Genomic DNA, 26,652 nt, shown 5'->3' on the forward strand with positions numbered 1-26,652 from the left:
GAACGCATATCAGGCCGTGAGCGCGGCCGGCGCGGTGCGTTCCCGCTTCACCAGCAGCTTGTTCAGCGCATGCACATAGGCGCGGGCCGAGGCCACGATGGTGTCGGTATCGGCGCCCTGGCCATCGACCAGCTTGCCCGCCTCCTCCATCCGAACGGTGACGCGCGCCTGGGCATCCGTCCCGCCGGTCACGCTCTGCACGGCATAGAGCTTCAGCGCGACGTCATGCGGGAAGGCGTTGCGGATGGCGTTGAAGGTCGCGTCCACCGCGCCATCGCCGCTCGCCATGCCGTCGTGGTGCTCGCCATCCACTTCCAGCGCCAGGGTGGCCATCGGCTTGGTGCCGAGGCCGGTGGCGACCGTCAGGGCCAGCAGCTTCACCCGGTCGTTGCCACGCACCACTTCGTCATCGACGAGGGCCACGACATCCTCGTCGTAGACGACCTTCTTGCGGTCGGCGAGGTCCTTGAAACGGCGGAAGGCGTCGTTCAGCTGGTTGTCGCCGACCGTGTAGCCGAGCGCCGCCAGCTTGTCGCGGAAGGCGGCCCGGCCGGAATGCTTGCCGAGCACCAGGCTGTTCTTGGTCCAGCCGACGCTCTCCGGCGTCATGATCTCGTAGGTGGAGGCGTCCTTCAGCACGCCGTCCTGGTGGATGCCGCTCTCATGCGCGAAGGCGTTGCGGCCGACGATCGCCTTGTTCGGCTGCACGTCGAAGCCAGTGATGGTCGCCAGCAGCTTGCTGGTCTTCAGCAGCTTCTGGCTGACGATGTTGTTGCTGTAGGGCAGCGCATCGCGGCGCGTGCGCAGCGCCATCGCCACCTCTTCCAGCGAGGCATTGCCGGCGCGTTCGCCGATGCCGTTGATCGTGCTCTCGATCTGCCGCACGCCGGCCTGGATCGCGGCGATGGTATTGGCGACAGCCATGCCGAGGTCGTTGTGGTTATGCGCGGAGAGGATGACCTTCTCGATCCCCGGCACCCGGTTGCGCAGGTCGCGGAAGATCCGCGCCATGTCCTCCGGCATCGAATAGCCGACCGTGTCGGGGATGTTGATCGTCGTCGCCCCGGCCTTGATCGCCGCCTCGACGCAACGGCAGAGGAAGTCGGGGTCCGAGCGGCTGCCATCCTCCGCCGACCACTCGACATCGTCGCTGTGCTGGCGGCCAAGGGCGACGCTGCTGGTGGTCAGGTCCAGCACCTCTTCCGGCGTCATGCGCAGCTTGACGCGCATATGCAGCTCGGAGGTCGCCAGCACGATATGAATGCGCTTGCGCGCCGCCGGCTTCAGCGCCTCGGCGCTGCGCAGGATATCGGCCGGGTTGGCGCGGCCGAGGCTGGCGACCACCGGCCCATCCTTGGCGAATTTCCGCGCGATCGATTGCACGCTCTCGAAGTCGCCCGGCGAAGCGATGGCGAAGCCCGCCTCGATGACATCGACGCCGAGCTCGGCCAGCGCCTCCGCCATGCGCAGCTTCTCCTCGAGGTTCATCGAGAAGCCGGGCGACTGCTCGCCGTCGCGCAGCGTGGTGTCGAAGAAGATGATGCGATTGTCGTCCAGCGTGCCGAAGCTGGGATGGTTGATGGCCATGGACCTGATTCCTCTAGTCTCGTTTCCCGCGCACTACCCGTCTCAGGTTCCCCTGAGCGAAGCCGGCATTCAGCCGAACGTCACGCCCAGGGGCGGGTAAGTCGAAGGAGGCCGAGAAGCGGGCGCGCGCGGCCGGCGGCGGAGCCGCTGATCAGGCCGACAGGGAGAGCGCGCAGGATCATGCTGTTCACAGCCTAACGGCCCGACCGGAGGCCGGCAAGGGCCTTGGCGGCCGGCCGGGATGGTTTCACCATCGCGCCACATCCGGGGAGGAACCGAACCATGCCGCACCGCATCCTGCTCTGCCGCACCCTGCACCCTGCCGGCATGGCGGTGCTGGCCGAGCGGGGCGACCTCGACATCGTCGCCCTGCATGACCCGCCGGTCGAGCAATTCCACCAGAACCTCTCCTCGGCCGATGCCGTGCTTTGCTGGCTGGAACGGGTGGACCGCGCCGCGCTGGCGGCAGCGCCACGGCTGAAGGTTGTCTCCCGCTACGGTGTCGGCTTCGACACGGTCGATATCCCCGCCTGCACCGAGCGGGACATTCCGGTGATGGTGGTGAACGGCGCCAACGACCTCTCGGTCGCCGAGCATGCGATGATGCTGATGCTGGCCGTCGCGCGCCGCGCCCTCGACAACGACCGCCTCGTCAAGGAAGGCGGCTGGTGGGCGAAGACCGGGCCGGGGATGGTCGATCTCGCCGGCCGGTCGGTGCTGGTGGTGGGCTATGGCCGGATCGGCAGCCGCGTCGCCAATTACTGCCGGGCCTTCCAGATGCGGGTGATGGTGATGGATCCCGGCTTCCACCCGGCCCGCATCGCCGCCGACGGCTTCATCCCCATCCGCGATCTGCATACTGGCCTGGCCGAGGCGGATGTGGTGACGCTGCACTGCCCGCTCTCGCCGGCGACGCACCACCTGATGGATGCGACGGCCTTCGCGGCGCTGAAGCCGGGCGCGATCCTGGTGAACACCGCCCGCGGCCCGGTGGTTGAGGAAGCGGCGCTTGTCGCCGCCCTGCGCTCCGGGCGGTTGCAGGGCGTCGGCCTCGACGTGCTGGAGGTAGAGCCCTCCACCGCCGCCAACCCGCTCTACGCGCTGCCCAATGTCGTCGTCAGCCCTCATAATGCGGCGAGCACGGAGGAGGGCCTGGCGCGGATGGCGCGGCAGGCGGCGCGCAACATCCTCGACGTGCTGGACGGCAAGCGCGACCCCGCCTTCATGGTGAATGGCGAGATCGCCCGGTAGGGAACACGCGCATGGACGCCAGGGATTTCGCCGCCATCCTGCGGGCCGAGGGATTCGACGAGACCCTGACCCGCAGCCTTGCCGCCGGCACACAGGTGCCGGAGCATACCCACCCCTTCGATGCCAAGCTGCTGGTGACGGCGGGCGCCTTCACCCTGACCATGGACGGGCATGCGGTGACGCATGGCCCAGGCGAGGTCTTCAGCGTCCCCGCCGGGCACCGCCATGCCGAGGCGGCGGGGCCGGAGGGGGCGGACTACCTCGCCGGGCGGCGGCACAGGGTGGGTTAGGTTTCTTCCGGCCGGAAGCCGCTCTCGGCGATGATCGGGGCCCATTTGTCGTAGTCGGCCCGGAAGCGACGGGTGAAGTCGGCGATGGAGAGCGGATAGGGCCGCATCTCCAGCCGGGCGATGGCGTCGCGGTAATCCGGCGTGCCGATCGCCTCGACGGCGATGCGGTTCAGCGATTCCTGCACCGCGGCCGGCGTCCGGGCGGGCAGGAAAAGGCCGAACCATTCGCTGCCGGTCAGCTGCGGATAGCCCTGTTCGGCGAAGGTCGGCACATCCGGGAAGCGCGGCAGCCGCTGCTCCGAGGAGACGCCAGCCAGCCGCACCGGCCCGCCCGGCGTCGCCGCATGCGGGGCGAGATCGACCATCGGGTGGTAGCTGGCCGCCAGGCGGCCGCCGATCAGGTCCTGGATCGCCGGCGCGCTGCCGCGATAGGGGATATGCGTCATGGAGAGGTTGGTGGCCTTCGCCACCTGCACGCCGAGGAAATGCAGCATGCTGCCGGCGGCGGCGCTGCTGTAGGGGATGTCGGTCTTGCCGGCGCCCCATTCCTTGAAAGCGGCGAGCGTGCCGAGGCTGTTCGCCATCGGCCCGACGCCCATGCCGAAGGGGAATTCCCCGGCCGGCGTCACCGGCAGCAGATCGGCGAAGGGGTCGTAGCGCAGCGTCGTCGGACGGTAGAGATGCGGGAAGATCACCAGCATGCTCGCGGCCGTCAGCAGGATGGTGTTGCCGTCCGGCTCGGCGGCCTTCACCGCCTCCACCGCCAACCGCCCCGCGGCGCCGACGCGGTTGTCCACGATGACATTCTGCGCATAGGTCCCGCGCAGCCGCTCGGCGATCAGCCGTGCGGTGGTGTCGGCGCTGCCGCCGGCCGGAAAGCCGACCACGACACGGGCGGTGGCGCGCGCCGGCTGGGCGAGCGCAGGCGCGGTCAGGGCCGAAAGGCCGAGGCCAAGGGCGGTGCGGCGATGAAGCGTCATGGCGTTTCCCCTGTGCTGTCTTTATGGCGGGTATTGCGCCAGCCAGTGGCGGGCGATCTCGGCGCGGCGGCAGACCCAGACATCGGGGTGCCGCGCCGCATGGTCGAGGAAGCGTTCCAGCGCCGCGGCGCGGCCGGGGCGGCCAGCCAAGCGGCAATGCAGCCCGACCGACATCATCCGCCCACCCTCCCGCCGCAGCATGTCGAAGCTGTCGGTCAGGTGCTGGGTGAAGCCGTCGCCGGCGGTGAAGCCGGGCGGCACCGCGAATTTCATGTCGTTATTGTCGAGCGTGTAGGGGACGACGAGCAGTGGCTTCCCCGCCGCCCGCACATAATAGGGCAGGTCGTCGGCATAGCTGTCGCTGTCATAGAGGAAGCCGCCATGCTCGGCGACGAGGCGGCGGGTGCGGAGGCTGATGCGGCCAGTATACCAGCCGACCGGCTTGCTGCCGGTGGTGCGCTCGATCACCTCGACACAGCGAGCGATATGCTCGCGTTCCACATGTTCCGGCACGCGGCGATAGTCGATCCAGCGCCAGCCATGGCTGGCGACCTCATGTCCTGCCTCGGCGAAGGCCTGCCCGGCTTCCGGATGCAGTTCCAGCGCCCGGCCGACGGCATAGATGGTCAGCGGCAGACTGCGTTCGCGGAAGAGGCGGAGGATGCGCCAGAGCCCGGCGCGGGCGCCGTAGTCGAACTGGCTCTCGGTCGAAAGGTCGCGCTCCGGCCGCGGCGTGCCGCCCGGGACCTCATGCAGATAGAGCTCGCTGCCGGTATCGCCGTTGAGGACGGTGTTCTCCGCCCCTTCCTCGTAATTCAGGACGAAGGAGAGGGCGAGGCGGGCGCCGCCGGGCCAGCGGGGGTCCGGCGGGTTGGGGCCATAGCCGTGGAAGTCACGGGGATGCTCTGTCTCGGGGGCGAGGATCATACCGGAAGTGTGGCCCGGCCGCCCCTCGCCCCGCAATCCCGTTCCGGCCGCGAAGGCCGGACCCTGGCTTGCTTAGTTCTTCGCCTTGTCGACCAGGGCGTTCTTCTTGATCCAGGGCATCATGCCGCGGAGCTTCTCGCCCACTTCCTCGATCGGGTGCTCGGCCAGGCGGCGGCGGGTGGCCTTGAAGCTGGCCTGGTTCACCCGGTTCTCCAGCATCCAGTCGCGGGCGAACTTGCCGGTCTGGATATCGGTCAGAACCCGCTTCATCTCCGCCTTGGTTTCCGGCGTGATGATGCGCGGGCCGGTGACGTATTCGCCATACTCGGCGGTGTTGGAGATCGAGTAGTTCATGTTGGCGATGCCGCCCTCATAGATGAGGTCGACGATCAGCTTCACCTCGTGCAGGCACTCGAAATAGGCCATCTCGGGGGCGTAGCCCGCCTCGACCAGCGTCTCGAAGCCGGCCTTGATCAGCTCGACCAGGCCGCCGCAGAGCACGGTCTGCTCGCCGAAGAGGTCGGTCTCGCACTCCTCCTTGAAGGTCGTCTCGATGACGCCGGCGCGGCCGCCGCCGATCGCCGAGGCATAGGAGAGCGCGATCTCAAGCCCGTTGCCCGAGGGGTTCTGCGCGAGCGCCACGAGGCAGGGCACGCCGCCGCCACGCTGGTACTCGGAGCGCACGGTGTGGCCCGGGCCCTTCGGCGCGATCATGAAGACGTCGAGGTCGGGGCGCGGGTCGAGCAGGTTGAAGTGGACGTTCAGGCCATGCGCGAAGGCCAGCGCCGCACCTTCCTTCATGTTCGGCCCGAGCGCCTCGCGGTAGAGGTCGCCCTGCAGCTCGTCCGGCGTCAGCACCATGACGACATCGGCCCACTTCGCCGCATCGGCGGGGCTCATAACCTTGAAGCCGGCGCCCTCGGCCTTCTTCCAGGAGCCGCCCTGGCGCACGCCGATCGCCACATCGGCGACGCCGCTGTCGCGCAGGTTCATCGCATGCGCATGGCCCTGGCTGCCGAAGCCGATGATCGCGACCCGCTTGGCCTTGATCAGGTTCACATCCGCATCGCGGTCGTAATACACGCGCATGATCGCGCTCCTCCTCACTGCAAAACTCGGAAAATGTCAGGCCTCGAAGCCGCCCGGGCCACGCGCGATGGCGACGACGCCGGTGCGCGACACCTCGGCGAGGCCGATCGGCCGCATCAGCGCGATGAAGGCATCGAGCTTCTCGCCCGCCCCCGTCATCTCGAAGACGAAGCTCTCGATGGTCGCATCCACCACGCGGGCACGGAAGGCATCCGCCAGCCGCAGCGCCTCCATCCGCGCCTCGCCCCTGCCGACCACCTTGATCAGCGCCAGCTCGCGCGCGAGATGCGGGCCTTCGAGCGTCAGGTCGCTCACCTTGTGCACCGGCACCAGCCGGTCGAGCTGCGCCTTGATCTGCTCGATCACCATGTCGGTGCCGCTGGTGACGATGGTGATGCGCGACAGGCGCCGATCCGCATCGACCGGCGCGACGGTCAGGCTTTCGATATTGTAGCCGCGGCCGGAGAAGAGGCCGACGACGCGCGCCAGGATACCGGCCTCGTTCTCGACGAGCACGGCGATGGTCGCGTTGCGGAGCGTGGTCTCGGACGGATCAGGCATCGGTCAGCCAAAGGCAGGAGTGCGCGCGGGGCGTAGCCGCCCCGGGGAGGATCGGCAAGAGCGGAACGGTCAGACCAGGACCTTGCCCTCATCCGTCACGCCGGTGACGCCGCCCTCCTGGCCGGGGGCTAGGATCATTTCGTTATGCGCCGCGCCCGAGGGGATCATCGGGAAGCAATTCTCATCCTTGGCGACGGCGATATCGGCGATGACCGGGCCGGGATGCGCGATCATCTCGCGGATCGCATCGTCGAGTTGGCTCGCCTCCGTCACCCGCATGCCGCGGGCATGGAAGGCCTCGGCGAGGCGGACGAAATCGGGCAGCGCCTCAGAATAGCTCTCGGAGTAGCGGCTGCCATGCAGCAGCTCCTGCCACTGCCGCACCATGCCCATATATTCGTTGTTGAGGATGAAGACCTTCACCGGCAGCCGGTACTGCGCCAGCGTCCCCATCTCCTGAATGTTCATCAGGATGCTGGCCTCGCCGGCGATGTCGATAACGAGGGCATCGGGGTGGGCGATCTGCACGCCCATCGCCGCCGGCAGGCCGTAGCCCATGGTGCCGAGCCCGCCCGAGGTCATCCAGCGGTTCGGCTTCTGGAAGCCGAAATACTGCGCCGCCCACATCTGGTGCTGGCCGACCTCGGTGGTGATGAAGGTCTCGCGCCCCATCTCGCGGGTGATCTCATACAGGCGCTTCACCGCATGCTGCGGCTTGATGATGCTGCCTTCCTGCCGGTACTGCAGGCAGCCCGTGCCGCGCCAGCCATCGATGGCGCGCCACCACTCGGCGATGGCGGCACGGTCCTGCGGCTGCTCATCGGCCTGCCAGCACTCGATCAGCGCCTTCAGCACCGCCCCGGCATCGCCGACGATGGCCACGTCGACCTTGACGTTCTTGTTGATCGAGGAGGGGTCGATATCGGCGTGGATCTTCTTCGAATTCGGCGAGAAGGCGTTGAGCCGCCCCGTCACCCGGTCGTCGAAGCGGGCGCCGATATTCAGCATGACGTCGCAGCCATGCATGGCGAGGTTCGCCTCGTAGGTCCCGTGCATCCCCAGCATGCCAAGGAATTGCGGGTCCTCGGAGGGGAAGGCGCCGAGCCCCATCAGCGTGTGGGTGCAGGGCATGCCAGTCATGCGGACGAAGTCGCCCAGCAGGCGCGAGGCCTCGGGCCCGGCATTGATGACGCCGCCGCCGGCATAGACGATCGGCCGCCGCGCGCCCTTCAGCAGCCGCACCGCAGCGCGGATGCTCGTCATGTCCGGCTCGGTCTGCGGACGGTAGCTGCGATGCGGGGCCTGCGGCGCCTCGTTGTAGGGCCCCTTGCCGATCAGGATGTCCTTCGGCAGGTCGATCACCACCGGGCCGGGCCGGCCGGACTTCGCCACGTAGAAGGCCTCGTGGACCGTGCCCGCGAGCTTCTTGATATCCTTGACCAGGTAGTTGTGCTTGGTCGCCGGGCGGGTGATGCCGGTGGTATCGGCTTCCTGGAAGGCGTCATTGCCGATGAGGTGGGTCGGCACCTGGCCGGTGAGGCAGATCACCGGGATGCTGTCCATCAGCGCATCCACCAGGCCGGTCACCGCATTGGTCGCGCCCGGGCCGCTGGTCACGAGCACCACGCCCACCTTGCCGGTGGACCGCGCATAACCCTCGGCGGCATGCACCGCCGCCTGTTCGTGCCGGACCAGGATGTGGCGGATAGCGTTCTGCTGGAACAGCGCGTCGTAGAGCGGCAATACCGCGCCGCCGGGATAGCCGAAGATGACCTCGACGCCATTGTCCTTCAGCGCCTGGAGGACGATCTCCGCACCGGTCATGGTGCGTGTCTCGGTCGTCTGAAGGGTGGCGGACATGGCGGGCTCCTCGAACATACATCGCCACGCCGGGTTGGACCGGGTCGCAGCGGAGGCGGAGGCTTAGACCCCTCTCCCGGGCAGGTCAACGCCGCTTCTCAACAAATGCGAAGATTTCCGCGAGTCCGCTTTCCTGAAATTGCGCGCTATCGGCGATCCGCGCATGGATGATATGCGTCTTGCTCGGGGCGGCCAGATCATGGTGGCGGAACCAAGTCGCCTGCCGCTTGGTGTACTGCCCGGTGTTGAGGATGGCCCGCTCCCGCGCCGCCGCCAGCGGCATCTCCCCGCGCAAATAGGCAGCCAGTTCCGGCACCCCATGCGCCCGCATGGCCGGCAAGGCGGGGTCGAGGCCCAGGGCGAGCAGGGCCGCCACCTCCTCCAGCGCGCCGCCCGCCAGCATGGCGTCGAAGCGGGCGGCGATGGCGGCGCGCAGCGCCTCCCGCGGCGGATCGAGGCGGATGGCGGCGAAGCGCCAGGGGGCGGGGCCGGTCCGCGCCCCCTCCCGCTGCCAGGCGACCAGACCGCGCCCGGTGCCGATCAGCACCTCATAGGCGCGGGCGATGCGCTGGCTGTCGCCGGGGCGCAGCGTCGCCGCCGTCTCGGCATCCAGCCGCGCATGCAGCGCCGGGGCGCCGATCCGCTCCAGCAATGCCCGCGCCTCCGACCGCGCCTCGGGCGGGATGGGGGGGATGGCCGACAGCCCCTCGGTGAGGGAGAGAAAATAGAGGCCGGTGCCACCGCAGAGGATGGGCAGGCTTGCCCGCCCCATCTCGGCCAGCGCCGCATCCCGCCACCAGGCGACGCTGGCGGCCTCCGCGGCGGGCCGGATGCCATAGAGGCGATGTGGGGCCAGCGCCTCTTCCTCCGGCGTCGGCCGGGCCGTCAGCACCCGCAACTCGCGGTAGAGCTGCATGGAATCGGTGTTGATGACGGTGCCACCGAACCGCCGCGCCAGTGCCAGTGCGAGCGCCGACTTGCCGCTGGCGGTCGGGCCGGCGAGGAGCAGGGCGAGCGGATGTTGCGTCATGCCGCCCGCGCCGTCATATCCCGCGCCGCATGTCCCATATCCTCACCCTGGTGGCGCCGGCCGGCGGCCTGGCCGCCGCGACCCTCGCCCGGCTGCGTGCCTCGCTCACCGCGCTCGGTGCCGATGCCGGCACGCCGGATTGGCTGGCGCCGGAGGAGGCGGCCGACATCCCCTTCGCCGGCCTCTCGCCCGAACAGGCGATGGCCGCCGCCACGGCCGCGCTGGAGGGGGCGCCGATCGATGCCATCGCCATCCCCGCCGAGGGCCGGCGCAAGCGGCTGCTGCTGGCCGATATGGACAGCACCATCGTCACCAGCGAGACGCTGGACGAGCTGGCCGCCTATGCCGGGTTGAAGGAAGAGATCGCCGCCATCACCCGCCGCTCGATGAATGGTGAGCTGGATTTCCGCCAGGCGCTGGTCGAGCGGGTCGGCATGCTGAAAGGCCTCGATGTCGCGGCGCTGGAGGAGACCTGGGCGGCGACCGAGATCACCCCCGGCGCCGGGGCGCTGGTCGCCACCATGCGGGCCCATGGCGCGCATTGCGCCATCGTCTCGGGCGGCTTCACCTTCTTCACGGGGCGGGTGGCGGAGAGGCTCGGCTTCCATGCCCACTACTCCAACACCCTGGGCGTGGCAGATGGCAAGCTGACCGGGCGGGTGGAGGAGCCGATCCTCGACCGCGACGCCAAGCTCGCCACGCTGAAGCGGCTCTCGGCGGAACTCGGTCTGCCGCTCTCGGCGACGCTGACGGTGGGGGATGGGGCGAACGACCTCGCCATGCTGGGGGCGGCGGGGTTGGGCGTGGCCTTCCGCGCCAAGCCGGTGGTCGCCGCCGCGGCGCGGGCGCGGGTCGATCATGCCGATCTCCGGGCGCTGCTCTTCGTGCAGGGCTACCGGGCGTCGGAGATCGTCGCGGGCTGAACCCAGCCCGCGACGAGGGCGCCGTTCAGCCCGGGCTGCCGCGCTCCCCGCGCAGGCGCAGCGGGACGAAGCGCTGGCCCTGGGCGGTCTCGATCAGCAGCAGGGCGCTCGGCCGGTTCTGCCGGCGGAGCTGCTCGAGCTTCGCCTGGACCTCCTGCGGGCTCGTCACCCTCTCCTGCTGGACCTCGACGATCACGTCGCCGGGGCGCAGCTCGCGCTCGGCGGCGGGGCTGTCGGGGGCGACCTCCATGATCACCACGCCGCGCTGCTCCGGCTTCAGGCTGAAGCGCTCGCGCGTCTCGGGCGAGATCGGCGCGACGCGGAGGCCGAGGCCGGAAAGCTCGGTCGGACGGTTGGCGGGCTGCGGGGTCGCGGCGGCCTGCTGCGGCTCAGCCGGCAGCTCACCCAGCGTGACGTTGAGGGTCTGCTCCTTGCCGTCGCGCCAGACCACCACCGGCACCTGCCGGCCCACCGGGGTCTCTGCCACGATGCGCGGCAGGATGCGCATCTCCCGCACCTCCTGCCCGTTGAAGCGGAGGATCACGTCGCCATTCTTGATGCCGGATTGCGCCGCGGGCCCGTCCTCCTGCGCGCGGGCCACCAGCGCGCCGCGGCCGCCACCCTGCAGGCCGAGGCTCTCGGCGATCTCGTCCGTTACCCCCTGGATGTTCACGCCGAGCCAGCCGCGCCGCACCTTGCCGCCGTCGCGGAGCTGGGCGGTGATGTTGCGCGCCAGGTTGGAGGGGATGGAAAAGCCGATGCCGATCGAGCCGCCGGAGGGCGAGTAGATTGCGGTGTTGATGCCGACCACCTGGCCTTCCAGGTTGAACAGCGGCCCGCCGGAATTGCCGCGGTTGATGGCGGCGTCGGTCTGGATGAAGTCGTCATACATGCCCTGGCGGATGTCGCGGCCGCGGGCCGAGACGATGCCAGCGGTGACGGTGCCGCCGAGGCCGAAGGGGTTGCCGATCGCCAGCACCCAGTCGCCGACCTGCGCCGTGTCGCTGTCGCCGAACTGCACCGCATGCAGCGGCTTGTCGGTCTTGATCCGCAGCACCGCGAGGTCGGTCCGCGGATCGGTTCCCAGCAGCTCCGCCCGGATCGTGGTGTTGTCCTGCAGGATGACGTTGATCTCGTCGGCGCCGTCGATGACGTGGTTGTTGGTGACGACGATGCCGCTGGTGTCGATGATGAAGCCGGAACCGAGCGACTGCGCCCGGCGCGGCCGCTGCGGCTGCTCCTGGCCCTGCCCTGGCCCCTGGCCCGGGCGGTTGCGGTTGAAGAAGTCGCGGAAGAATTCCTCGAAGGGGCTGCCGGGCGGGGCCTGCGGCATGTCCGGCGCATCGGGCCGGTTGGCCCGGGCCTGGACGTTCTGCGTGGTCGAGATATTGACCACGGCCGGCAGGAGCTGCCGCGCCAGCGGCGCGAAGGAGGGCGGGACATCCCGCATCGGCACCGCCGGCGGGGCATTGTTCGGCTGGGCGCCGGTCACCGGCGCCGGCAGCGGCGCCACCGGGGCGGGAGAGGTCGGGGATGGCGTGGTCTGGCCCTGGGCCAGGGCGGGCAGGCCGAGAAGCATCAGGGCCAGGGCGGGATGGGCTAGACGCATCGGCGACACCTCGATTGCGAAGGGGAGCGGCGCGGGTTCAACGCGGGTCCCACCGGAAGGGCTGACGGGCAGCCTAGGCTAGTTGGGGACTGGCGGCTAATCCGCCAGCCGAGAGGGGACACGGCCGGGCCGCGTCCCCTCCCCGTTTCAGGTCATTGCGGCGCGGGCGCCTGCAACCCGCGGAAGTAGCGGAAGAACTCGCTATCCGGGCTCAGCAGCAGCCGCGTGTCGCCATCCGAGAAGGCTTCCCGCATCGCCTGCATGGTCCGCCAGAACTGGAAGAAGTCCGGATCCTGCTGGAAGGCCTCGGCGAAGATGCGGATGGCGGTCTGCTCGCCCTGGCCGCGCAGGATCTCACTCTGCGACTGCGCCTCGGCGATCAGCACCGTCCGCTCGCGCTCGGCCTGGGCGCGGATGCGCTGGGCCTGCTCGGCGCCCTCGGCGCGCTGTTCCCGCGCCACCCGCTCGCGCTCGGACTGCATGCGCGACAGGATGGCCTGGGTATTCTCCTCCGGCAGGTCGGCGCGGCGGATGCGGACATCCGTCACCTCGATGCCGAAGCTGCGGGCCTCGGTGTTCACCCGCTGGCGGATCTCACCCATGATCCGGGCGCGGTCGGCCGAGAGCACCGCCAGCAGCGTCTCGCTGCCCAGGCTGTTCCGCAGCGTCGAGGAGACGATGGGCCCGAGCCGCAGCCGGATGCCGTTCTCCGTCGCGCCGACGGTCTGGTAGAAGCGCAGAGGGTCGGTGATCCGGTAGCGGGTAAAGGTATCCACCACGATCCGCCGCTGGTCGCCGAGGATGACCTCCTGCCCCTGGGCGTCGAAATCGAGCAGGCGGCGATCGAAGGGGATCACCGTCTGGATGAAGGGCACCTTCACATTCAGGCCCGGCTCCCGCACCACCCGGCGCGGCTCGCCGAACTGGGTAATCAGCACCTGCTGGGTCTGATGCACGGTGAACAGCGAGGAAATGAGGGCGAAGAGCGCGAAGAGCAGCACCACGCCGGCAACGGCAAGGCGGTTCATCGGCCGGTCCCCCCCTGCTGCGGCTGTTGCGGCCGCGGCATGCCGGGCATGGGCGTCGCGGGTGTCGCCGGCCGGGCGGGGCGCCCGCCGGGCTCGGACAGGTTCAGGAAGGGCACCAGCCCCTGCAGCCGGTCATCGACGATGACCTTCGGGTTGCGCCGCAGGATGTCCTCCATGGTCTCGAGATAGAGCCGGCGCAGGGTGATGTCCTGGGCCTGGCGATAGGCGCCGAGCACGCTGACGAAGCGGGTCGCCTCGCCCTTCGCGCGGGCCTCCTGGCTGTCGCGGTAGCCCTGGGCTTCCTGGATCATCCGCTCCGCCTCGCCGCGGGCGCGGGGGATGATGTCGTTGCGATAGGCCTCGGCCTCGTTCCGCTGCCGTTCCTTGTCGGCGGCGGCGCGCTGCACGTCGCGGAAGGCCTCGATGACCGCCGCCGGCGGATCGACCTTCTGGAGCTGGACCTGGGTGATTGCGACGCCGGCCTTGTACTGGTCCATGATGGCCTGGGTGCCCTGGGCCACCTGGGTCTCGATCTGGCCGCGCGCCTCGGTGAGGGCCGGCTGGATCGGGGTGCGGCCGATCACCTCGCGCATCATGCTCTCGGCGGCCGACTTGATCGTGGTCTCGGGGTTGCGGGTGTTGAACAGGAATTCCGCCGCGTCGCGGACGCGCCAGCGGACGACGAAATCGATATCGATGATGTTCTCGTCGCCGGTCAGCATCAGCGACTCCTCCAGCACGTCGCGGCCGGAGCCGGCGCGCGGCAGGCTGGGATCGCCCGAGCGGAAGCCGATGAAGATCAGGTTCTCGGTCGTGACGCGCGGGGTCAGCGCGGTCTCGACCGGCCAGGGCAGGTGGTAGTTCAGGCCCGGGGTGGCATTGCGGTTATAGGCGCCGAAGCGCAGCACCACGCCTTCCTCATCCGGCTGGACCCGGTAGATGCCGCTGGCGGCCCAGATGCCGAGGGCGAGGATGGCGATGATCGCCAGGATGCGCCCGCTGCCGCCGCCCCGGGGCGCCCAGAGATAGGTCTGGACCCAGTCCTGCGCACGGCGGATCAGGTCGTCGAGGTCGGGTCCCGGCCCGCCCGGGCCGCGGCCGCCCCCCGGAGGCCCGGGTGGAGGTGTCCCCCACGGCCCGCCCGGTCGGGGATTCCCCCAGGGGCTGGGTCCGCCACTGTTCAGCGCCATTGTTTGGTCCGGCCTCCGCTGCCTTGTTGATTTGGCCACCGGCAGGCCCTGAACGCGCCCTCCGGCACGTTTGGGGCTGGATGCGCGACGGCGCCCCGGCCATATGACAGGCCCGGCCGGGCGACGGGTGCCCGCACGCATGACGCGCCACAGGCGGGCGCGATATTGGCGGGACAAGGGGGATTTTCAAGCGATGTCCGAACAACTGGCCGATGCGGTGCGGGCCGCGCTGCGTTCCGTCCGCGATCCGGCGACGGGTCAGGACGTGGTCGCGGCGGGAATGATCCAGGGCCTCGCGGCGCGGGACGGGCTGGTGCAATTCGCCCTCGCGGTGCCGCGCGAGCAGGCGCGGGAGATGGAGCCGCTGCGCCAGGCAGCCGAACGGGCGGCCGCCGCGGTGCCCGGCGTGCTGAGCGCGACCGCGGTGCTGACCGCGCATCGCGAGCCGCAGGGGCCGAAGCCCGGCGGCGCCGGCGGGGCCACCCCGCATGCGCATGGCCATGGCCCCCGCCCTGGCCCCCCCTCTGGCCCGAAGGCGCCGGCCGGCCAGGGGCCGATGCTGCTGCCCGAAGTGAACAAGATCGTCGCCGTCGCCTCCGGCAAGGGGGGCGTCGGCAAATCGACCACTGCCGTCAACCTCGCCGTTGCCTTGGCGGCGGAGGGGCTGCGGGTCGGGCTGCTGGATGCGGATATCTTCGGCCCCTCCCTCCCCCAGATGCTCGGCACGCGGGAGAGGCCGCGGACCGAGGGCCAGCGGATCATCCCGATCAGCCGCTGGGGCCTGAAGGCCATGTCCATCGGCTTCCTGGTCGAGGAGGAGACGGCGATGATCTGGCGCGGCCCGATGGTGATGGGCGCGCTGGAGCAGCTCATGGGTCAGGTCGAGTGGGGTGCGCTCGACATCATGGTGGTGGATATGCCGCCGGGGACGGGCGATGCACAGCTCACCATGTCGCAGCGCGTGCCGCTGGCCGGCGCTGTCATCGTCTCGACGCCGCAGGACGTGGCGCTGATCGACGCCCGGCGCGGGGTGAAGATGTTCGAGAAGGTGCATGTCCCCGTGCTCGGGGTCATCGAGAACATGTCCTATTACTGCTGCCCGAATTGCGGCCACCGGGACGAGCTGTTCGGCCATGGCGGGGCGCGGGCCGAGGCGGAGCGGATGGGCGTGGAATTCCTCGGCGCGCTGCCGCTGAAGCTCGAGATCCGCAAGCTCGCCGATGCCGGCACGCCGATCGTCGCCGCCAAGCCGGAGACGGAGGAGGCGCAGACCTATCGCCGCATGGCGGCGCGGCTCTGGGCCAAGCTGAACGGGGCGGAGGCACCCTCCGGCCCGCGCATCGTCATCGAGTAGCCCGCGATCGCCCTGAGTGGGAACCACTTAGGGTGTAAATCGCCGGCTTGATGAACGCTCGTCCTGGATCGGCTTGGCGACCGTCAGGCCGATCCAGGACGAGCCAGCAGGGCCTCGGTCTCGGCCGCCGCCGGCATGGCGGCGCCGGGGCGGGTGCAGGCGATGGCGGCGGCGGCCGAGGCGCGGCGCATCGCCGCCTCCATCGGCAAGCCACGATCGAGTCCGGCGGCGAGCACGCCGCACCAGGCATCGCCGGCGCCGGTCGTGTCCACCGGCGTCACCGGGAAGGCGGGCACCCGGACCGGGCCGGCGGCGGAAGCCAGTTCCGCCCCCGCCTCGCCGAGCGTCACCGCGACATCGATGCCGAGCGCCGCCCGCAGCGCGGCCGCGCCGGCGCTGCAGCCGAGCTGCGTGGCGAGCCAGGCCGCCTCATGCTCATTGGCGATGAGCAGGGAGAGCGCCCGCAGCGCCTCGACCGGCAGCGGCGCGGCGGGGGCTAGGTTCAGCAGCACCCGCGCGCCACGGGCCCGGGCGCGGGCGATCAGCGCGGCATTCTCGGCGGCCGGCACCTCCATCTGGAGGAGCAGGGTGGTGGCGGGGGTCAGCGCCGCATCCTCGACCTGCGCGGCGGCGGCGAGCAGGTTCGCCCCGCTGCCGACCGCGATCTGGTTGCGCCCGGCGGGATCGACGCAGACCGCGGCGCAGCCGGTCGGCGCTGCCACACGGGCGAGGTGCGACAGATCGACGCCGGCGGCGCGAAGGCCGGAGAGCGCGACCTCGGCCATCGCATCCTCGCCGACCGCCCCGGCGAAGGCGGTATCCGCCCCATCCCGCGCCGCGGCCACGGCCTGGTTGGCCCCCTTGCCGCCGGGCAGCGCCTGGTAGCCGGGGGCGAGGACGGTATGGCCGGGCGCGGGCAGCGCCGGCAGGGCGAAGACGAGGTCCGCGGCGACGGAGCCGAAGACGAGAAGGCTCACCGCCGCGGCGCCGTCCAGCGGCCGATCAGCAGGCCGAGCAGGAAGGTGCCGCCGAGCAGCGCCACCACCTCGCCGAACAGGGCATGGGCCAGCGGCAGGCCGATCATCACCGCGAAGACCAGCACGCCGACCCAGAGCCAGCGGCGCCAGCCCGAGAGCGGCGAGTCCGGCGCCGCCGGACGGGAGGCGCGGGGGGCCGCCGCGCGGGCGGCGGGGCGGCTCGCGCGCGGGGCGCGGGGCTTCGGCGCCGGGCGGGCGGCGGCGCTCATACGGGGCGGCCCAGCATCTCCATCAGCTCCCGCCATTCGCGCTTCGAGAGGCCGCTGCCGGGCTGCGCCACCGGCTCGCCCGCCAGCAGACGACGGACGACGGAGAGCATCCCGGCCGAAAGGGTGGCGGCGCCCATGCGGTAGTCCATGAAGGCCTCGTGGCAGGCGGGGACCCAGGCGCGCACCATCTCCAGCATTGGCTCGGCATAGGCGCGGATCTCGTACTGCGCATGGGCATCGGCGCGCAGCGAGAGGAAGTGCAGCAGGTTGTGGAGGTTGGTCTTCCAGTACCACTGCGTATAGGTATTGAGGGTGAGGTTCATCCGCGCCAGCTCCCGCGCCAGGCCCTGGCGGGTGGGATCGGCCGGCTGCCCCTCGGCATCCTCGTTCAGCATCCAGGCATAGTGGTCATAGGTCTGCATCGCGTCGCCGCGCAGCAGGTCGAGCACCCGCGCCGCCTCCTCACCGGCCAGGACCTCGCCGCGGCCCTGGCGGTTGGCGGTGGACTGGGCGGCGAGCTGATCGGGCGCCGGGATGTAGAATTCCCGGTCAAGGATGGAATAGCGCGCCGAATACTCGTTCACGTTCGCGGTGCGGTGCCGGATCCACTGCCGTGCGATGAAGATCGGCAGCTTTACATGGAACTTGATCTCGCACATCTCGAAGGGGGTCGAGTGGCGGTGCCGCATCAGGTAGCGGATCAGCCCGCGATCCTCATTGGCGGCGCGGGTGCCGCGGCCATAGGAGACGCGGGCCGCCTGCACCACCGCCGCGTCGTCGCCCATATAGTCGATGACGCGGACGAAGCCGTGGTCCAGCACCGGCACGGCCTGGAAGAGCAGCGCCTCCAGCCCTGGTGCTACGGGGCGGCGGGTGCGGCCCTCGGCGGCGCGGGCGGCCTCGATCTCCTGCTGCTGGTCGTCGGTGAGCGGCATCGCGGTCCCCTGTGCTGGGGGCGGGGTGTAGCCCAGCCCAAGCCGTGACGTCACGCTCTCAGGAAGGCGCGATCCAGCGCAGCCACCGCGACAGGTGTGGCGCCGCTGCATCGGCCGCCGCCTCACCGCGAGATGAGCCCCCTCGCCTCTCGTATTTCGCGGCCGGAGCGCTTATCTCTGCTCCGTCGCTTCGGCGACTATGGTGATAAACACGGTCTGAAATAATCGTTGCGGACCCGGGGGCAGTGCCCGGCGCCTCCACCATCACGGGGGCGAAACAGGCTCGACGCGCGTGGTAAAGAGACCGCTTTTGCCCGGCATGGTTCCGCCGTCATCGGGCCGATTCTAAGTGCGAACGATAACAGCCGCGAGGCTGTCGCACTCGCTGCCTAGGAATAGGTAAGCGCGGCTCGGGGGGCGCCGGGCAACAGAAGCCCCCCACTTTTCTGTCGTCTTTTGCACGCTCCCACTTCCGTGATTGAAGACAATCGCATTATATGGAGGCGGAGCCCGATGCATGAGCGATTCGACAACGCAACCTGAAAGCCTTCTGCCCTACGCTCTCTGGACCGAGGAGGCGCTACGCGCTGTCGTCCAGGAAGCCTTGGCGCATGCCGCACGGAATGGCTTGCCGGGCGAACACCATTTCTACCTGACCTTCCGCACCGATCATCCGGGCGTCTCGATCCCCGGCCATCTCCGCGCCCGCTATCCGCAGGAGATGACCATCGTGCTGCAGCACAAATTCTGGGATCTCTCGGTGGACCGGAGTGCGGGCAGCTTCTCGGTCGGGCTGTCCTTCGGTGGCGTCCCGTCGACCGTGACGGTGCCCTTCCGCGCGCTGACCGCCTTCGCCGACCCGCATGTGCGCTTCGGCCTGCGCTTCCAGGGCCAGCCGCCCGAGGCTTCGGCGCAGGAGCCGGAGCAGCCGGCCCCGGTGGCCGCTGCCGCCGCTGCGGCCGGGCCGAGCCAGGTGGTCAGCCTCGACAGCTTCCGCCGCCGCCCGGCGCGGGACTAGCTTCGGCTTGCGGTTCCGGTTGGCTTGGGCCCGAGCCTGGGCTAAGCCGCGGGGCAGATGATCGCGCCGCCGGTGCCCTGCCCGCGGCGCCCCTGCGGAGAGCACCCGTGACCCCTCCTCAAGACAGCCTGACCGCGTCGTCGCAAGCCGATGACCTGCGCGTGCCTTCGCACGACGTCGATGCCGGCCCGGTGACGCCGCCCGCCCGCCCGGGCAATTTCCTCTACAGCCCGATGTTCCCGATCACCGAGGACGGCACGCCCTGGCGGCGCCTGCCGATCGAGGGCGTCCGCGCCATCGAGGTCGATGGGAAGACCGTGCTGAAGGTGCCTGCCAAGGCCCTCGAGGAGCTGGCCTTCCAGGCCTGCCGCGACGTCTCCCACCTGCTCCGCCCCGGCCATCTGCAGCAGCTCGCCAAGATCCTGAAGGATCCGGAGGCGAGCGCGAATGACCGTTTCGTCGCGCTCGACCTGCTGAAGAACGCCAATATCGCCGCCGGCGGCGTGCTGCCGATGTGCCAGGACACCGGCACTGCCATCGTCTTCGGCAAGAAGGGCCAGCGCGTCTGGATCGAGGGTGACGAGGAGGAGGCGCTGAGCTACGGCGTCCACCGCACCTATACCGAGACCAACCTGCGCTACTCGCAGATGGCGCCGCTCTCGATGTTCGAGGAGGTGAACACCGGCAACAACCTTCCGGTCGATCTCTCGATCATGGCGCAGCCCGGCGAGCATCATGCGGACGAGCTTCACCTGATGTTCGTCCTCAAGGGCGGCGGTTCGGCCAACAAGACCTTCCTCTATCAGCAGACCCGCGCGGTGCTGAACAAGCCGAAGCTGCTTGCCTTCCTCGAGGAGAAGATCAAGACCCTCGGCACCAGCGCCTGCCCGCCCTACCACCTGGCGATCGTCATCGGCGGCACCACGGCCGAGACCACGCTGAAGACGGTGAAGCTGGCCTCCACACGCTGGCTCGACACCCTCCCCACCCAGGGCGACAAGTCCGGCCACGCCATCCGCGACCCGGAGCTGGAGGCGGAGGTCCATAAGCTCACGCAGAATCTCGGCATCGGCGCGCAGTTCGGCGGCAAGTATTTCTGCCACGACGTGCGGGTGATCCGCCTGCCGCGGCATGGCGCCAGCCTGCCCATCGGCATCGGCGTCTCCTGCTCGGCCGACCGGCAGGTGAAGGCGAAGATCACCGCGGAAGGCGTCTTCCTCGAACAGCTGGAGCACGATCCGGCCCACTACCTGCCGGAGGCGACGGACAGCATCCTCGGCGGCGACGTGGTCCGCATCGACCTGAACCGGCCGATGAGCGAGATCCGCGCCGAGCTCTCGAAGCATCCGGTGAAGACCCGCGTCTCGCTGACCGGCACGGTGGTCGTCGCCCGTGACATCGCCCATGCCAAGCTGCAGGAGCGGCTGGACCGCGGCGAGGGCCTGCCGGACTACATCAAGAACCACCCGGTCTATTACGCCGGCCCGGCCAAGACGCCGGAAGGCTATGCCACCGGCAGCTTCGGCCCGACCACGGCCGGGCGGATGGACAGCTATGTCGCCGCCTTCCAGGCCGCCGGCGGCAGCCTGGTCATGCTCGCCAAGGGCAACCGCAGCAAGGCGGTGCTGAATGCCTGCAAGCAGTATGGCGGCTTCTATCTCGGCTCGGTCGGCGGCCCGGCGGCGCGCCTCGCCCAGGACTGCATCCGCAAGGTCGAGGTGCTGGAATACCCGGAACTCGGCATGGAAGCGGTCTGGCGCATCGAGGTCGAGGACTTCCCCGCCTTCATCGTCGTCGACGACAAAGGCAACGACTTCTACGAGGGGCTGGAGTGATGGAGCAGCGCCGCATCTCCTCCGGCTCCCGCTTCGAGGAGGAGATCGGCTATTCCCGCGCCGTAGTGGATGGCGACCATGTCTGGGTCTCGGGCACCACCGGCTATGACTACAGCCGCATGACCATCGAGGATGATGTGGTGGCCCAGGCCGACCAGGCCTTCCGCAACATCGCCGCGGCGCTGGCGGAAGCCGGCGCCAGCCTCGACGATGTCGTGCGGGTGCTCTTCATCGTGCCTCGGCGGGAGGATTGGGAGCCCTGCTGGCCAGTGGTGAAGCGCTATCTCGGCCAGGCGCGTCCCGCCTCCACCCTCATCCATGCCGGGCTGCAGACCGATGCCATGCGCATCGAGATCGAAGTCACGGCCCGCCTGCCACGGAAAGGCTCCGCCTGATGCGCTTCGCGGTCGATCGGCTGGACCACCTCGTCATCAATTGCCGCGATGTGGAGGTCATGGCCTCCTGGTATCAGCGCGTCCTCGGGATGGAGCGGGAAGATTTCGGCTCCCCGCCCCGGGTCGCGCTGAAATTCGGCGGGCAGAAGATCAATCTCCGCCCCGCCGATGCCTCTCCGGAGGAATGGCTGGCCGCCGCCCGCTGCGAGCCCGGCACCCAGGACCTCTGCTTCATCGTGGCGGTAGCGCCGGATGAGATCATCGGGCAGTTCCATTCCTGCGGCGTCCGGATCGAGCTGGGCCCGGTGACCCGCACCGGGGCGCTCGGCGCCATGGGCTCGGTCTATTGCCGCGACCCAGAAGGCAATCTGATCGAGGTCTCCTCCTACTCCGCCTGAGGACCGCGCCGGATGCGCCCGGACCTGCTGCTGCCCCTGCTGGCGATCCCGGGCACCGACCGGCCGCCCCGCTTCCAGGCGGAGAGCCTGGTGGGCGAGGTGCCGCATTCCGGCTGGCTGCTGGACGAGGTGGGCGAGGCCATCGCCCGCCTCGACGGCTTCCGCTTCGACTTCCTGCATTTCGACCGCGTGGCGGAGACGGCCCGCGCCGCCGAAGCCGGCCCGCCCACGCCCCTCGCGCCGCATCCGGCCCTGGTCGCGATCGACCGCCGCTCGGCGCGGATCGAGGCGCGGGGTGGCTGGTTCTGGATCGGCGACTGGCTGCTCGGCCATCATGGCGATGCGGCCGGGGCGGAGCTGTCCTTCACCTCCGCCGCCCCGCGCATCCGCCTGGTGCTGCATGCGCATGGCTGGTCGGGCATCGCCCGCGTCACGGTGGATGGCGAGGTCTTCGCCGAGCCCGACCTGTACCACCAGCATGCCGGCATCCCGCATCTGGTCGAGGTGCCGAATCCGGCGCGGCGGCCGCTCCGCATCGCCCTCGCCCCGACTGGCCGCCGCCATCCCGAGTCCCAGGGGCGGCAGGTGCTCATCGAGGAGATCCTGGAGGAGGCCGGACCGCCCGTCCTGCCGGATTGGCGCAAGCCCGCCGCCGTCAACCGCGGCGGCGCCTTCGGCGAGAAGGCGCTGGCGCTGCTGGCGGGCGTGCCGGAGGACGGGGTGCTGCTCGATATCGGCGGCGGGCGGCGGCAGATCGCCGATCCCCGCTACCTCAACCTGGAATACACGCAGTTCAGTGAGCCGGACCTGTTCGGCGACGGCCTCGCTTTGCCCTTCCGCGATGGGGTGATCGACGCCATCCATTCCAGCGCCGTGCTGGAACATGTGCGGGATCCGCACCGCTTCGCCGCCGAGGTCTGGCGGGTGCTGCGGCCGGGCGGGCGCATCCTGGTCAATGCCGCCTTCATGCAGCCGATCCATTCCGAGGGGCAGCATTTCTTCAACCACACCCCCTATGCGATGGAGATGCTGTTCGAGCGCTTCGCCGACCGGCGGGTCTGGTGGGGCGGGTCGCTGCATGACGCCGTCGCCTGGATGATGCAGGTGGCGAAGGTGCCCGGCCGCGCCGATCCGGCGGAATACGAGGCCTTCCTCGCCAGCCTCCGCCGGTTCAGCGACATGGTGACCTATGACCGGCTGATGTATGTGGCCGGCGATGTCTGGCTGGAAGGGCGGAAGCCGGGCTGACGAACGGCCGGCCCTGCGCCACGTTGGCGCCGCGAAGGGGGCGCCCCCGCGCCCGCCGCCAAGGAGCCGCCAGCATGGCCGAGACCCGCACCGAGACCGACAGCCTCGGCACCATCGACATCCCCGCCGACCGCTATTGGGGCCCGCAGACCGAGCGTGCCCGGCGCCTGTTCCGTATCGGCACGGAGCATTTCACCCCGGCCCTGATCCGCGCCGTCGGCCTGCACAAATGGGCCTGCGCCGAGGCCAATGAGCGCCTGGGCGAACTCGCCCCCGACCTCGCCGGCCCGATCAAGCAGGCGGCGCAGGAGATCGTGGACGGCAAGCGCGACGCCGACTTCCCGCTGCCGATCTGGCAGACCGGCTCCGGCACCCAGACCAACATGAACGCCAACGAGGTCATCTCGAACCGCGCGAACGAGATGCTGGGCCAGCCGCTCGGCACCCGCAAGCCGGTGCATCCGAATGACCACGTCAATCGGGGCCAGTCCTCGAACGACAATTTCCCGACCATGATGCATATCGCCGCCGCCGAGACGGTGGAGGGGCGGCTGCTGCCGGCGCTCGGGCGGCTGCATGCGGCGCTGAACCAGCGCGCCGCCGAATGGGCCGACATCATCAAGGTCGGCCGGACGCATATGATGGATGCGGTGCCGGTCACGCTCGGCCAGGAGGCCGCGGCCTGGGCCCGCCAGGTGGAACTCGGCCAGGAACGCCTGCGCGCCACCCTGCCGCGGCTGCTGATGCTGGCCCAGGGCGGCACCGCGGTCGGCACCGGCCTCAACCGCCACCGCGACTTCGACCGCGTCTTCTGCGAAATTGTCGCCGACCTCACCGGCCTCGCCTTCGCGCCCAATCCCAACAAGTTCGAAGGCATGGGCGCGCATGACGCGCTGGTCGAGCTGCAGGGGGCGATGAATGTCATCGCCGTCTCGCTCAACAAGCTCGGTAATGATGTCCGCCTGCTCGGCAGCGGCCCGCGCTCCGGCCTGTCGGAGCTGGTGGTGCCGGCGGACGGCCTCTCCTCCTCCATCATGCCGGGCAAGACCAACCCGACCCAGGCGGAGGCGATGACCATGGTCTGCGCCCAGGTGATGGGCAACACCACCACCGTCACCATGGCGGGCGCGCAGAGCTTCCTCGAGCTCAATGTTTTCAAGCCGGTCATCATCCATGCGGTGCTGCAATCGGCGACGCTGCTGGCCGATGCCGCCGAGAGCTTCGCCGAGCACATGGTCCTGAAGCTGGAGCCGGCGCGGGAGCGCATCGCCGAGAATCTGGCCAAGTCGCTGATGCTGGTGACGGCGCTGAACCCACGGATCGGCTATGACAAGGCCGTCGCCATCGGCAAGCTGGCGCTGAAGGAGAATCTGACGCTGCGCGACGCCGCCCAGAAGCTCGGCCATGTCAGCCCCGAGGATTTCGACCGCTGGGTCCGGCCGGAGGACATGGTCACCCCCGGCGCGACGCTGGATGGGTGAGGAGAGGCATCTCCGGAAACGCAGCTTCCAGCTCGCCGGGCATCGCACCTCGGTGGCGCTGGAGGCGGAGTTCTGGGTGGTGCTGGAAGCGGCCGCCGCCCGGCGGGGGCAAAGCCTCGCCGGGCTGGTGACGGAGATCGACACCGCCCGGGCCGGTACGGCGCGGCCTTTGGCGAGCGCGTTGCGGGTCTTCGCCCTGGCGGAAAAGCCTTAACGCGTCCGCGCCGGCGCGGAGACGTTGCCGTGACCCTCATTGCCGCCGAGGGTCGCCGCCAGCAGCCCCGCCGCGACGCCGAGCGGCAGGGCGACCAGCAGCGGCATGGAACTGCCACTCTCCGGCGGCGGCGGCAGGCGGTCGCCGATCACCCGGCGCGGGCGTCGCAGCGCGGCGGTGCCGCCGATGGCCCCGGCGCCACGGGCCGGCACCACCACCGCCGCATCCCCTGGCACCACCACGCGCTGCTGCGCCGCCGCCGGCTCCGACAGGCCGGTGAGCAGGAACAGCAGGGCGGCTATCCGTTTCATAAGCGAACTGTTGACGCACCCGCTCTCGGGCTGCAAGCCCTATTCGGCATCCGGCTGGCGTTCGGGCGCCGCCTCGGCAAAGGCCGGCAGGGCGAGGCAGGCGGCCTCGGCGGCCAGCAGCCGCGGCATCGCCTCCAGCGCCACCCCGAAGCGCCGGGCATTGTAGAGCTGCGGCACCAGGCAGAGATCGGCAAGGCTGGGCGCCGGCCCGAAGCAGAAGGGGCCGGACTCGGCCAACGCCTCGCAGGCGGCGAGCCCTTCGGCGATGGTGTCATGCGCCCATCGGTTGGCCTCCTCCTGGCTGTGGCCCATGGATTTCAGCCGGGCGAGCACCTTCAGGTTCTGCACCGCATGAATCTCGCAGGCGATGGCCAGCGCAAAGGCCCGCACCCGGGCCCGCGTCACCGGATCGGCCGGCAGCAGCGGCGGGTTGGGATGCGTCTCGTCCAGGTATTCGATGATGGCGAGGGACTGGATGAGGCTGTGGCCATTCTCCAGCAGCAGCGCCGGCACCAGCCCCTGCGGGTTGAGCCGGAGATAGTTCGCCGCCCGCTGCTCGCCGCGGCGGAGATGGCGGAAGCTGTGCTGCGCCTCCAGCCCCTTCAGGTTCAGCGCGATCCGCACCCGATAGGCGGCGGAGGAGCGGTAGTAGCCGACCAGTTCCATCACCGCCTCCCCAGCATGCTGCGGGCGATGATCAGCCGCATCACCTCATTCGTCCCTTCGAGGATGCGGTGGACGCGGAGGTCGCGGACGATCTTCTCAATCCCGTATTCCGCCAGATAGCCATAGCCGCCGAGCAGCTGCAGCGCGTCGTCGGCCACCTTGTGGCAGGTGTCGGTGACGAAGCGCTTGGCCATGGCGCAGAAAGCGCCGGCATCGGGCGCCTTGGCATCCAGCTTGCCGCAGGCGCGCCAGAGCAACGTCCGGCTCGCCTCCAGCTCCGTCCGCATATCGGCCAGGCGGAACTGAGTGTTCTGGAAATCGGCGATCGGTTTGCCGAAGGCCTGGCGTTCCTGGACATAGGCCAGGGCCTTGTCGAGCGCCGCCTGCGCCCCGCCGAGCGAGCAGGCGGCGATGTTCAGCCGCCCGCCATCCAACCCCGCCATGGCGAAGCGAAAGCCGTGCCCCTCCTCGCCGAGCAGGGCGGAGGCCGGCACCCGGGCGCCGTCGAAGATCAGCTGCCGCGTCGGCTGGGCGTTCCAGCCCATCTTCCGCTCGTTGGCGCCGAAGGAGAGGCCGGGCGTGTCCTTCGGGATCAGCAGGGCGGAGACGCCGCCCGGCCCCTCGCCCCCCGTCCGCACCATGGTGAGATAGAGGTCGGAGGCGCCGGCGCCGGAGATGAACTGCTTGGTGCCGTCGAGGATGTAATGGTCGCCCTCCCGCCGCGCCCGGGTGCGCAGCGCGGCGGCGTCGGAGCCTGAGCCGGGCTCGGTCAGCGCATAGCTGGCGACGAGGCGCATCGGCACCAGCTCCGGCAGCCAGCGGTCGCGCTGGGCGTCGTTGCCGAAGCGGTCGATCATCCAGGCGACCATGTTGTGGATGGAGAGATAGGCCGAGACGGTGGGACAGCCCATCGCCAGCGCCTCGAACACCACCGCGGCGTCGAGCCGCGTCAGCCCCGCCCCGCCGCTCTCCTCCCGCACATAGAGCGCCGCCATGCCGAGCGCGGCGGCGGCCTGCATCTCCTCCACCGGGAAATGCCGCGCCTGATCCCATTCCAGCGCCCGCGGGGCGAGGGTGTCCATGGCGAAGCCGAGCGCGGTCTCGCGCAACTCTTGCGTCGCCTCGGGCAGTTCGAAGGCCTGGTCGGGCGGCATTCTGGGTTTCTCCTCTCAGCGGTATCGTTCGACGAGGGCGGCTTCGTCCAGGGGCTTGGTATCGGCACGTGT

General features: G+C 70.0%; 27 protein-coding genes and 1 other RNA gene. 12 read left to right on the plus strand and 16 right to left on the minus strand.

The genetic code is table 11. The features are described from left to right. Positions 1–9 precede the first annotated feature (9 nt). Positions 10–1,587 (minus strand): 2-isopropylmalate synthase, encoded by a 1,578-nt coding sequence (locus JMJ55_RS18325; RefSeq protein ID WP_202827042.1) that lies wholly within the window; start codon positions 1,585–1,587, stop codon positions 10–12. 282 nt (positions 1,588–1,869) lie between these two features. Between JMJ55_RS18325 and JMJ55_RS18330 the strand changes: the two genes are divergently transcribed. Both JMJ55_RS18330 and JMJ55_RS18335 read left to right on the plus strand, forming a co-directional pair. Continuing rightward, on the plus strand, positions 1,870–2,838 hold the full coding sequence (locus tag JMJ55_RS18330) for a hydroxyacid dehydrogenase (protein WP_202827043.1): 969 nt from the start codon (positions 1,870–1,872) through the stop codon (positions 2,836–2,838). An 11-nt stretch (positions 2,839–2,849) separates the two neighbouring features. After that, positions 2,850–3,128: a cupin domain-containing protein gene (locus JMJ55_RS18335; RefSeq protein WP_202827044.1), complete on the plus strand. Its 279-nt coding sequence runs from the start codon at positions 2,850–2,852 to the stop codon at positions 3,126–3,128. Here JMJ55_RS18335 and JMJ55_RS18340 read toward each other — a convergent pair. The 6 genes from JMJ55_RS18340 to miaA all read right to left on the minus strand — a co-directional run bounded on the left by JMJ55_RS18340 (position 3,125) and on the right by miaA (position 9,575). Next, positions 3,125–4,108: a tripartite tricarboxylate transporter substrate-binding protein gene (locus JMJ55_RS18340; RefSeq protein WP_202827045.1), complete on the minus strand. Its 984-nt coding sequence runs from the start codon at positions 4,106–4,108 to the stop codon at positions 3,125–3,127. The two genes, JMJ55_RS18335 and JMJ55_RS18340, sit on opposite strands and share 4 nt — an antisense overlap. 21 nt (positions 4,109–4,129) lie before the next feature. Further along, complete coding sequence (puuE, locus tag JMJ55_RS18345; RefSeq protein ID WP_202827046.1) at positions 4,130–5,035, minus strand: allantoinase PuuE; 906 nt, start codon at positions 5,033–5,035, stop codon at positions 4,130–4,132. 72 nt (positions 5,036–5,107) lie between these two features. Continuing rightward, positions 5,108–6,124, minus strand: a complete 1,017-nt coding sequence (ilvC, locus tag JMJ55_RS18350) for a ketol-acid reductoisomerase (protein WP_202827047.1) — start codon at positions 6,122–6,124, stop codon at positions 5,108–5,110. A gap of 36 nt (positions 6,125–6,160) precedes the next feature. Continuing rightward, positions 6,161–6,685, minus strand: coding sequence for an acetolactate synthase small subunit (ilvN, locus tag JMJ55_RS18355; protein ID WP_202827048.1), 525 nt, complete (start codon positions 6,683–6,685; stop codon positions 6,161–6,163). A gap of 69 nt (positions 6,686–6,754) precedes the next feature. After that, positions 6,755–8,545 carry an acetolactate synthase 3 large subunit gene (locus tag JMJ55_RS18360; RefSeq protein ID WP_202827049.1) on the minus strand — a complete coding sequence of 597 codons (1,791 nt, stop codon included), beginning with the start codon at positions 8,543–8,545 and terminating at the stop codon, positions 6,755–6,757. Between the two features lie 85 nt (positions 8,546–8,630). After that, complete coding sequence (gene miaA, locus JMJ55_RS18365; RefSeq protein WP_202827050.1) at positions 8,631–9,575, minus strand: tRNA (adenosine(37)-N6)-dimethylallyltransferase MiaA; 945 nt, start codon at positions 9,573–9,575, stop codon at positions 8,631–8,633. Positions 9,576–9,604: 29 nt separating this feature from the next. On the opposite strand from miaA, the gene serB reads away from it, so the two are divergent. Then, positions 9,605–10,498: a phosphoserine phosphatase SerB gene (gene serB, locus JMJ55_RS18370; RefSeq protein ID WP_202827051.1), complete on the plus strand. Its 894-nt coding sequence runs from the start codon at positions 9,605–9,607 to the stop codon at positions 10,496–10,498. A gap of 25 nt (positions 10,499–10,523) precedes the next feature. Here serB and JMJ55_RS18375 read toward each other — a convergent pair whose 3' ends face one another. The 3 genes from JMJ55_RS18375 to hflK form a co-directional block, all read right to left on the minus strand. Further along, positions 10,524–12,107, minus strand: coding sequence for a DegQ family serine endoprotease (locus JMJ55_RS18375; protein ID WP_202827052.1), 1,584 nt, complete (start codon positions 12,105–12,107; stop codon positions 10,524–10,526). A gap of 152 nt (positions 12,108–12,259) precedes the next feature. Next, positions 12,260–13,135 (minus strand): protease modulator HflC, encoded by an 876-nt coding sequence (gene hflC / locus JMJ55_RS18380; protein ID WP_202827053.1) that lies wholly within the window; start codon positions 13,133–13,135, stop codon positions 12,260–12,262. Further along, positions 13,132–14,325, minus strand: a complete 1,194-nt coding sequence (gene hflK, locus JMJ55_RS18385) for an FtsH protease activity modulator HflK (protein WP_202827054.1) — start codon at positions 14,323–14,325, stop codon at positions 13,132–13,134. The genes hflC and hflK overlap by 4 nt, the downstream gene beginning before the upstream one ends. 193 nt (positions 14,326–14,518) lie before the next feature. Between hflK and JMJ55_RS18390 the strand changes: the two genes are divergently transcribed. Next, positions 14,519–15,679 (plus strand): Mrp/NBP35 family ATP-binding protein, encoded by a 1,161-nt coding sequence (locus JMJ55_RS18390; RefSeq protein WP_202827055.1) that lies wholly within the window; start codon positions 14,519–14,521, stop codon positions 15,677–15,679. A gap of 83 nt (positions 15,680–15,762) precedes the next feature. On the opposite strand, the gene JMJ55_RS18395 is transcribed toward JMJ55_RS18390, so the two are convergent. From JMJ55_RS18395 to thyX, 3 genes are read right to left on the minus strand one after another with little or no spacing between them, the layout of a single operon-like run. Next, positions 15,763–16,656, minus strand: a complete 894-nt coding sequence (locus JMJ55_RS18395) for a ribokinase (protein ID WP_202827056.1) — start codon at positions 16,654–16,656, stop codon at positions 15,763–15,765. After that, entirely contained in the window at positions 16,653–16,925 is a 273-nt protein-coding gene (locus JMJ55_RS18400) for a hypothetical protein (protein ID WP_202827057.1), read from the minus strand. Before JMJ55_RS18400 ends, JMJ55_RS18395 begins: the two co-directional genes overlap by 4 nt. Continuing rightward, on the minus strand, positions 16,922–17,860 hold the full coding sequence (gene thyX, locus JMJ55_RS18405; protein WP_202827058.1) for an FAD-dependent thymidylate synthase: 939 nt from the start codon (positions 17,858–17,860) through the stop codon (positions 16,922–16,924). Before thyX ends, JMJ55_RS18400 begins: the two co-directional genes overlap by 4 nt. 145 nt (positions 17,861–18,005) lie before the next feature. On the opposite strand from thyX, the gene ssrA reads away from it, so the two are divergent. The 8 genes from ssrA to JMJ55_RS18445 all read left to right on the plus strand — a co-directional run bounded on the left by ssrA (position 18,006) and on the right by JMJ55_RS18445 (position 24,449). After that, positions 18,006–18,303: a transfer-messenger RNA gene (gene ssrA, locus JMJ55_RS18410) on the plus strand. Positions 18,304–18,377: 74 nt separating this feature from the next. Continuing rightward, positions 18,378–18,878, plus strand: coding sequence for an SspB family protein (locus tag JMJ55_RS18415; protein ID WP_202827059.1), 501 nt, complete (start codon positions 18,378–18,380; stop codon positions 18,876–18,878). 233 nt (positions 18,879–19,111) lie between these two features. Beyond that, entirely contained in the window at positions 19,112–20,713 is a 1,602-nt protein-coding gene (locus JMJ55_RS18420; RefSeq protein WP_202827201.1) for a fumarate hydratase, read from the plus strand. Then, positions 20,713–21,108, plus strand: coding sequence for a RidA family protein (locus JMJ55_RS18425; protein ID WP_202827060.1), 396 nt, complete (start codon positions 20,713–20,715; stop codon positions 21,106–21,108). The genes JMJ55_RS18420 and JMJ55_RS18425 overlap by 1 nt, the downstream gene beginning before the upstream one ends. Further along, positions 21,108–21,506 (plus strand): VOC family protein, encoded by a 399-nt coding sequence (locus JMJ55_RS18430; protein WP_202827061.1) that lies wholly within the window; start codon positions 21,108–21,110, stop codon positions 21,504–21,506. The genes JMJ55_RS18425 and JMJ55_RS18430 overlap by 1 nt, the downstream gene beginning before the upstream one ends. A 12-nt stretch (positions 21,507–21,518) precedes the next feature. Next, the gene (locus JMJ55_RS18435) at positions 21,519–22,754 is read left to right on the plus strand and encodes a methyltransferase domain-containing protein (protein ID WP_202827062.1); all 1,236 of its coding nucleotides are present in this window, start codon (positions 21,519–21,521) and stop codon (positions 22,752–22,754) included. Between the two features lie 74 nt (positions 22,755–22,828). Continuing rightward, a complete protein-coding gene (locus JMJ55_RS18440; protein ID WP_202827063.1) occupies positions 22,829–24,235 on the plus strand; it encodes a class II fumarate hydratase in 1,407 nt (468 codons plus the stop codon). Then, positions 24,228–24,449, plus strand: a complete 222-nt coding sequence (locus tag JMJ55_RS18445) for a ribbon-helix-helix domain-containing protein (protein WP_202827064.1) — start codon at positions 24,228–24,230, stop codon at positions 24,447–24,449. The genes JMJ55_RS18440 and JMJ55_RS18445 overlap by 8 nt, the downstream gene beginning before the upstream one ends. Here JMJ55_RS18445 and JMJ55_RS18450 read toward each other — a convergent pair. From JMJ55_RS18450 to JMJ55_RS18460, 3 genes are read right to left on the minus strand one after another with little or no spacing between them, the layout of a single operon-like run. Next, the gene (locus JMJ55_RS18450) at positions 24,446–24,760 is read right to left on the minus strand and encodes a hypothetical protein (protein ID WP_202827065.1); all 315 of its coding nucleotides are present in this window, start codon (positions 24,758–24,760) and stop codon (positions 24,446–24,448) included. The two genes, JMJ55_RS18445 and JMJ55_RS18450, sit on opposite strands and share 4 nt — an antisense overlap. Positions 24,761–24,799: 39 nt before the next feature. Beyond that, positions 24,800–25,426, minus strand: coding sequence for a maleylacetoacetate isomerase (maiA, locus tag JMJ55_RS18455; RefSeq protein WP_202827066.1), 627 nt, complete (start codon positions 25,424–25,426; stop codon positions 24,800–24,802). Next, positions 25,426–26,580 (minus strand): acyl-CoA dehydrogenase family protein, encoded by a 1,155-nt coding sequence (locus tag JMJ55_RS18460; RefSeq protein WP_202827067.1) that lies wholly within the window; start codon positions 26,578–26,580, stop codon positions 25,426–25,428. The genes maiA and JMJ55_RS18460 overlap by 1 nt, the downstream gene beginning before the upstream one ends. Positions 26,581–26,652 lie beyond the last annotated feature (72 nt).

This window comes from Belnapia mucosa, assembly GCF_016775475.1.
Classification (GTDB): domain Bacteria; phylum Pseudomonadota; class Alphaproteobacteria; order Acetobacterales; family Acetobacteraceae; genus Belnapia; species Belnapia mucosa.

Bases quoted from the DNA above. Each gene is read 5' to 3' on its own strand.
- JMJ55_RS18325 (WP_202827042.1), bottom strand. From the start codon at position 1,587: ATGGCCATCAACCATCCCAGCTTCGGCACGCTGGACGACAATCGCATC.
- JMJ55_RS18330 (WP_202827043.1), top strand. From the start codon at position 1,870: ATGCCGCACCGCATCCTGCTCTGCCGCACCCTGCACCCTGCCGGCATG.
- JMJ55_RS18335 (WP_202827044.1), top strand. From the start codon at position 2,850: ATGGACGCCAGGGATTTCGCCGCCATCCTGCGGGCCGAGGGATTCGAC.
- JMJ55_RS18340 (WP_202827045.1), bottom strand. From the start codon at position 4,108: ATGACGCTTCATCGCCGCACCGCCCTTGGCCTCGGCCTTTCGGCCCTG.
- puuE (WP_202827046.1), bottom strand. From the start codon at position 5,035: ATGATCCTCGCCCCCGAGACAGAGCATCCCCGTGACTTCCACGGCTAT.
- ilvC (WP_202827047.1), bottom strand. From the start codon at position 6,124: ATGCGCGTGTATTACGACCGCGATGCGGATGTGAACCTGATCAAGGCC.
- ilvN (WP_202827048.1), bottom strand. From the start codon at position 6,685: ATGCCTGATCCGTCCGAGACCACGCTCCGCAACGCGACCATCGCCGTG.
- JMJ55_RS18360 (WP_202827049.1), bottom strand. From the start codon at position 8,545: ATGTCCGCCACCCTTCAGACGACCGAGACACGCACCATGACCGGTGCG.
- miaA (WP_202827050.1), bottom strand. From the start codon at position 9,575: ATGACGCAACATCCGCTCGCCCTGCTCCTCGCCGGCCCGACCGCCAGC.
- serB (WP_202827051.1), top strand. From the start codon at position 9,605: ATGTCCCATATCCTCACCCTGGTGGCGCCGGCCGGCGGCCTGGCCGCC.
- JMJ55_RS18375 (WP_202827052.1), bottom strand. From the start codon at position 12,107: ATGCGTCTAGCCCATCCCGCCCTGGCCCTGATGCTTCTCGGCCTGCCC.
- hflC (WP_202827053.1), bottom strand. From the start codon at position 13,135: ATGAACCGCCTTGCCGTTGCCGGCGTGGTGCTGCTCTTCGCGCTCTTC.
- hflK (WP_202827054.1), bottom strand. From the start codon at position 14,325: ATGGCGCTGAACAGTGGCGGACCCAGCCCCTGGGGGAATCCCCGACCG.
- JMJ55_RS18390 (WP_202827055.1), top strand. From the start codon at position 14,519: ATGTCCGAACAACTGGCCGATGCGGTGCGGGCCGCGCTGCGTTCCGTC.
- JMJ55_RS18400 (WP_202827057.1), bottom strand. From the start codon at position 16,925: ATGAGCGCCGCCGCCCGCCCGGCGCCGAAGCCCCGCGCCCCGCGCGCG.
- thyX (WP_202827058.1), bottom strand. From the start codon at position 17,860: ATGCCGCTCACCGACGACCAGCAGCAGGAGATCGAGGCCGCCCGCGCC.
- JMJ55_RS18415 (WP_202827059.1), top strand. From the start codon at position 18,378: ATGAGCGATTCGACAACGCAACCTGAAAGCCTTCTGCCCTACGCTCTC.
- JMJ55_RS18420 (WP_202827201.1), top strand. From the start codon at position 19,112: ATGTTCCCGATCACCGAGGACGGCACGCCCTGGCGGCGCCTGCCGATC.
- JMJ55_RS18425 (WP_202827060.1), top strand. From the start codon at position 20,713: ATGGAGCAGCGCCGCATCTCCTCCGGCTCCCGCTTCGAGGAGGAGATC.
- JMJ55_RS18430 (WP_202827061.1), top strand. From the start codon at position 21,108: ATGCGCTTCGCGGTCGATCGGCTGGACCACCTCGTCATCAATTGCCGC.
- JMJ55_RS18435 (WP_202827062.1), top strand. From the start codon at position 21,519: ATGCGCCCGGACCTGCTGCTGCCCCTGCTGGCGATCCCGGGCACCGAC.
- JMJ55_RS18440 (WP_202827063.1), top strand. From the start codon at position 22,829: ATGGCCGAGACCCGCACCGAGACCGACAGCCTCGGCACCATCGACATC.
- JMJ55_RS18445 (WP_202827064.1), top strand. From the start codon at position 24,228: ATGGGTGAGGAGAGGCATCTCCGGAAACGCAGCTTCCAGCTCGCCGGG.
- JMJ55_RS18450 (WP_202827065.1), bottom strand. From the start codon at position 24,760: ATGAAACGGATAGCCGCCCTGCTGTTCCTGCTCACCGGCCTGTCGGAG.
- maiA (WP_202827066.1), bottom strand. From the start codon at position 25,426: ATGGAACTGGTCGGCTACTACCGCTCCTCCGCCGCCTATCGGGTGCGG.
- JMJ55_RS18460 (WP_202827067.1), bottom strand. From the start codon at position 26,580: ATGCCGCCCGACCAGGCCTTCGAACTGCCCGAGGCGACGCAAGAGTTG.